The 6,000-nt window shown below is 42.1% G+C and carries 4 protein-coding genes; all 4 read left to right on the forward strand.

The window, feature by feature from the left end:
• Positions 1–16 precede the first annotated feature (16 nt).
• Positions 17–1,825 (forward strand): tetratricopeptide repeat protein, encoded by a 1,809-nt coding sequence (locus QHH26_12495; protein ID MDH7482777.1) that lies wholly within the window; start codon positions 17–19, stop codon positions 1,823–1,825.
• Positions 1,826–1,828: 3 nt separating this feature from the next.
• Positions 1,829–3,850 (forward strand): tetratricopeptide repeat protein, encoded by a 2,022-nt coding sequence (locus QHH26_12500; protein MDH7482778.1) that lies wholly within the window; start codon positions 1,829–1,831, stop codon positions 3,848–3,850.
• Positions 3,847–5,457, forward strand: a complete 1,611-nt coding sequence (locus QHH26_12505) for a tetratricopeptide repeat protein (protein MDH7482779.1) — start codon at positions 3,847–3,849, stop codon at positions 5,455–5,457. The genes QHH26_12500 and QHH26_12505 overlap by 4 nt, the downstream gene beginning before the upstream one ends.
• 56 nt (positions 5,458–5,513) lie before the next feature.
• Positions 5,514–6,000 (forward strand): O-GlcNAc transferase (locus QHH26_12510; GenBank protein ID MDH7482780.1); only part of this gene is annotated, 487 nt, incomplete at its 3' end.

A 6,000-nucleotide genomic window follows, 5' to 3' on the forward strand; every position in this document is an offset into this window, starting at 1 on the left:
ATATCCATAGGAGTTTATGAAAAAATTATCATTCAGGGTTTTTCCAAGCGGCTCTAATGCAATTATCTTAGGCGCACTTGCAGTTGCAGTTGTTGCGATAATTGCCTATATGCCTGCCATTAATAACGGGTTCATTTGGGATGATTACGACTGCTTTCTTAATAGTCCTCTGATTAAATCTCAAAATGCATTTTATAAGTTATGGCTTACAACAGAGAGTGCCGATTATTACCCTTTGGTCTACAGCTTATTCCGCATAGAGTATCAACTTTGGGGAACGAATCCACGTCCGTATCATCTGGCTAACATTTTTATACATGCTTTGGGTTCGGCGCTTCTTTGGTTGGTTCTAAGCAAGCTTAGGGTTCCGGGAGCATTTGTTTCGGCATTGGTGTTTGCGGTTCATCCTGTTAATGTCGAGGCAGTTGCGTGGATATTCCAGCAGCGAACTACACTGCCGCTGGTCTTTATGCTAGTTGCAATTCTTGCATACCTGCAATTTTACACTAATTTTAAGACGCGTTGGTATGTAATCGCCTTAGTCGCATTTCTGCTGGGATTGCTTAGCAAGTCTTCCATCGTTATGCTTCCTTGCGTTCTTCTTGGGTGTGTTTGGTGGCAAAGAGGCAAGATTGCGCGATGCGATTTAATTTGGAGCGTGCCCTTTTTTATCCAATCGTTGGCATTTGGGATACTTACGATATGGTTTCAGTCACATAGAGCAATTGGTGGTGAAATTATTAGAAACGATAATTTCCTCGCGCGAATGGCTGGGGCTGGATGGGCAGTGTGGTTCTATCTCTACAAGGCTCTAATTCCATATAAGCTTACTTTTGTCTACCCGAAATGGAATATTGATTCCAAATCAATTATTTCTTACATACCGCTGGCAATCTTGGTATTTTGCCTTATAGTCTTTGCAAAATATAGAAAAAGCTGGGGCCGTCCTCTTTTAGCTGCTTTTGGCTATTATTTTCTGATGTTACTGCCAGTTCTGGGCTTTTTTGATATTTATTTTATGAAATTCTCGCTTGTGGCTGACCATTGGCAATATGTTGCTATCCCCGGCGTTATCGTTCTTGTCATAGGTATTGCGGCTTTTATATTTAAACGCTTTGGGAGAAAAGGTATGTTAATTGGGGCAATTGGAGCCATTGCCATAGTTGGGTTGTTAACTGAGATAAGTTGGAAACAAGAGAAAATCTATAAATATGAAGAAACGATATGGCGGGACACAATTGCAAAAAACCCAACAGCCTGGCTAGCGCACTACAATCTCGGTCTCAGTTTAGTTGGAAAAGGAAAGCATGATGAAGCGTTCGAACACTTTAGGGAAACTTTGAGGTTCAACCCACGTTATGCGGAAGCGCATAATAACATAGGCCTTATTCTTCAAATGCGTGGTGAATTGGACCAGGCGGTTTTGCACTTTCGCAAAGCATTGGAAATTAAGCCGATAATGGCTGAAGTACATAACAATCTTGGCAATGCGCTTGCGGATTTAGGACGATACGAGGAGGCAATGCGCGAATACAAGGAAGCAATTCGGATTGATAGAAATTTTGCATCAGCATACAATAACCTAGGCGTAGTTCTTGCAAGCCAAGGTAATTATGACGAAGCAATTGTTAGGTACAAGCAAGCTATCGAATTGAAACCAGATTACCGGGAAGCGCATCAAAACTTAGCAGTTGCATTCTTTGCGAAGGGGATGTATGAAGATGCTTGGAGGGAGGTTCGGTGGTGTAGGGAATATGGAATGGCGGTTAACCCAGCATTTATAAGGGAATTGTCCAAAAAGATGCCAGAATACTTGGTGCGTTAGACTATGGAGATTATAGTTCGTTTTAAAGGATTTTTTAAGCGAAATGAGTTGTCAATTCTGGGCGCAGTAGCAATCGTTTTGATGGTTGTAGTCGCATACATTCCTTCTTTGGATGGAGCGTTCATTTGGGATGATGACGCTAACGTTACCCAAAATATGACGCTCAGAAGTTGGAAAGGTCTTGTTGAGATATGGACTAATCTTCGTGCAAATCAGCAGTATTATCCGCTGACCCACACTAGTTTTTGGATTCAATACCATTTATGGAATCTCAACCCTTTTGCATACCATTTAGCTAATATTCTACTTCATGCTCTGAATGCAATTTTACTTTGGTTCATCTTAAGACGGCTGTTAATCCCAGGAGCGTGGCTTGCAGCGGCGGTATTTGCAATTCATCCGGTTCATGTAGAGTCGGTAGCATGGATAACGGAGCGAAAAAATGTGCTCTCAGGTGCATTCTATTTTGCATCTATGCTTGCCTATATCCGCTTTGCAGGTCTTGATGGCACTTCTGGTTCGCCGCGCCGTTATTGGATGGCGTTTGTGCTTTTCATTTGTGCGGTCCTTAGCAAAACAGTGGTTTCTACTCTTCCTGCAGCGCTGTTAATACTTATTTGGTGGAAGAAAGGCCGTTTAAAATGGAGTGATGTACTTCCTCTTGTTCCTTTTTTCTTGCTTGGAGCGGGAATGGGGCAGCTAACGGCATATCTTGAGAAACATCACGTTGGAGCTGTCGGTGAAGAGTGGAACATGCCGCTAATTAATAAAATCCTTGTAGCAGGGAGAATACCCTGGTTTTATGCCTGGAAGCTAGTATGGCCTATTAATCTCACGTTCAATTATCCAAAATGGCATATTAATCCGACTGAGCCGTTGCAGTATATATACCCCATAGGGGTTGTCATCCTCATAGTTTCCCTTTTTATGTTGCGTAGAGTGATTGGAAACTCACCGCTTGCCGCAGTTTTGTATTTTGGGGTAACGCTGGTGCCCGCGCTCGGAATCTTTAACGTCTACTTTATGCGATATTCTTATGTTCAAGACCATTTCCAATATCTTGCAAGTGTGGGGATTATAGTACTTATTTCGGGAATGCTTGCTACTGTTGCCAAAAAATTCGAATCGCTAAGTTTCATCGGCGCAGCACCAATATTATTGATTCTAGGAGTTCTCACCTACCGCCAATGTTTTATTTATAAGGATTGTCAAACACTTTGGCTTGACACTATTGCCAAAAATCCGGATTCATGGATGGCACACAACAATCTGGGTAACGAATATACGCATCAAGGAAGATTGGACCTGGCAGTAAAAGAATATAAAGAAGCTTTGAAAAGCAACCCCAAAGAGCCGGAGATATACTACAATTTGGGTACGGCATTGGTGAGATTGGGGAGAATTGACGATGGTATCAAACAATATAAAACCGCTCTTCGACTAGACCCTAATTATGCCGATGCACACAGCAATCTCGCTGTATCCCTTGCTGCTAAAGGACAAACAGAAGAGGCACGAAAACACTATGTTATAGCGCTTAAGCTTAATCCTCGAAATGCGAATGCTCATTATAATTTTGGGACACTCCTTGCTATGGAGGGGAAGGTTGACGAGGCAATAAGCCATTATAAACGTGCATTGGAGCTTAATCCAGACTTTGTCGAAGGGCATATTAATCTTGGCGATATTTTAAGCCGCAAGGGGAACTATGAGGAAGCAATTCAACATTATTCTAAGGCAGTCCAACTCCGTCCAAACTTTGCTCAGGCACATTTGAGCTTAGGAGCTTTGTATGCTTTAATGCAAAATTATGATGAAGCAATCGAACATTTGAAATATGGCCTTGAGCTTTCTCCTAAGAATGCCGAGGGTCACTACAACCTTGCAGTGGCATTTTACTCAAAAGGAGATTACGCTGCGGCATGGGAGGAAATTCGATTGGCTGAACAATATGGAATGAAACCGAATCCAGCCTTTATTCAGGCGCTATCAAAACAGATGCCTAAGCCGCAGCTAAGTAAATGAAAAGAAAACGCGTTCTAAAAAGCAGCAGTTCACACTCTCGATTGTTGTTATTTGGCATCGCCGGGATACTTTTGATTACGGCAATTGCTTATATACCCGCAATATTTAATGCGTTTGTATGGGATGATAATGTCTTTATTATTGAAAGTCCCATAATGAATTCTCCCAACGCACTTTATCGCTATTGGTTAACGACGGATTCCCCCGATTACTATCCATTGGTATACACGCTCTTTTGGATTGAGCATCAAATTTGGGGCAAAAATCCCATTCCCTACCATATTGTGAGCATATTTCTGCATGCTTTGGCGTCAGTTCTAGCTTGGTTAGTGCTTAGAAGACTTAGAATACCAGGTTCGTGGTTTGCAGCCTTAATATTTGCTGTCCATCCGGTTAATGTTGAATCAGTAGCGTGGATTTTCCAGCAAAGAACGACGATGCCGATGGTATTTTCATTGCTTACGATACTGGCATATCTTCGTTTTGCTGTTGAAGGCAAAGCACGCTGGTATATTTCTGCACTAATAACTTTCACACTTGGCTTATTAAGCAAGACATCAGTAGTAATGATGCCGCTTGTTCTACTAGGATGTATTTGGTGGGAAAGCGGCAAAGTTGAGCGCAGGGATATAATTAGGAGCATACCGTTCTTTGTATTGGCGATAGCGTTTGGATTGGTTACAGCATGGGTTCAGTCACATAGGGCAATCGGTGAAGAAGTAGTAAGGGCGGATAATTTTTGTGGGCGGTTGGCAGGTGCAGGTTGGGCTGTGTGGTTTTACCTTTATAAGGCTCTTATGCCTAGCAACTTATGTTTTGTATATCCCCGGTGGAATATAGATTCAAGTTCGGTGGTCTCATATATTCCCACACTTGCGGTATTTATGTGTTTTTGGATTTTGTGGAGGTATCGCAGAAGTTGGGGGCGCCCACTGCTAATGGGGTTTGGTTATTTTGTTGTAACTTTACTACCTGTGTTGGGATTTCTAGATATATACTTTATGAGGTATTCGTTGGTAGCAGACCACTGGCAGTACATCTCAATCTTGGGCATAATTGCCCTTGTTGTTGGGGTTATTGCTAGTTTTGCTAATAGGGCAGGTTATGCTGGAAAGTTAATTTGTGGCATCATCGGAGTATTCGTAGTTTCGCTGTTTATGGTATTGAGCTGGAATCAAGAAAAAATTTATAAGAATGAGGAAACTCTATGGACTGATACGATTAGAAAGAACCCGAATTGTTGGATGGCTCACAACAATCTAGGTAGAGTCTTGGCAGATAAGGGCAGAACAAAAGAAGCAATTTCTCACTTTAAGGCTGTGCTTCAAATTAAGCCAGATCATGTCAATGCTCATTTTAACATTGGAGTGCTCATGGGAGAGCAAGGAAATCTAGATGTTGAAATCGCCGAATACCGAGAAGCATTGAAGATTAAGCCCGATTTTGCTGATGCCCATAATAATTTGGCTGTTGCATTATATTACAAGGGGAAATACGCTGAGGCATGGCGGGAAGTTGAGCTTTGTCGCAAATATGGAGGCAAGCCCAACCCAACTTTTATTGAAGCCCTTGCAAGAAAAATGCCCCGCAAAGCTGTTCTCAAGTAAATTAAAATAGCTTGACTTACTTAAAGCCCTCGTGGTAGATTAAACCCACATCTGCGATGAATAAAAAAGCCGCAAAATGTAGACCAACCGTCTCCCAGGATTTCAACAAAGCTGAACGTAAAAAGATTGTGCTGGGTATAGCGGCAATTGTCATTATGACTGCTTTTGCCTACATCCCAGCTGTGTATGGAGGCTTTGTTTGGGATGACGATGACTACGTAACAAAAAACCCTTTGCTAACGGCTCCGGATGGGCTTAGGAGGATATGGTTTACATTAGATTCTCCCTCGCAATACTTTCCGCTTGTCTACACCACATTTCGGATTGAGCATGCCATATGGGGTCTCAATCCCATGGGTTATCATATTGTCAATGTATGTTTGCATATCATCAATACGCTTCTTGTGTGGTTTATTTTGCGTTGGCTAGGGATAAGGGGTTCATGGTTAGCGGCTGCCATATGGGGTTTACATCCGGTTAATGTTGAGTCGGTTGCATGGATTACTGAGAGGAAGAACACTCTTTCCACTTTGTTTTATTTGC

It is taken from the genome of Armatimonadota bacterium, from assembly GCA_029907255.1.
In the GTDB taxonomy this organism is placed as follows: Bacteria; Armatimonadota; UBA5829; order DTJY01; family DTJY01; genus JAIMAU01.

Bases quoted from the DNA above. Each gene is read 5' to 3' on its own strand.
- QHH26_12495 (MDH7482777.1), top strand. From the start codon at position 17: ATGAAAAAATTATCATTCAGGGTTTTTCCAAGCGGCTCTAATGCAATT.
- QHH26_12500 (MDH7482778.1), top strand. From the start codon at position 1,829: ATGGAGATTATAGTTCGTTTTAAAGGATTTTTTAAGCGAAATGAGTTG.
- QHH26_12505 (MDH7482779.1), top strand. From the start codon at position 3,847: ATGAAAAGAAAACGCGTTCTAAAAAGCAGCAGTTCACACTCTCGATTG.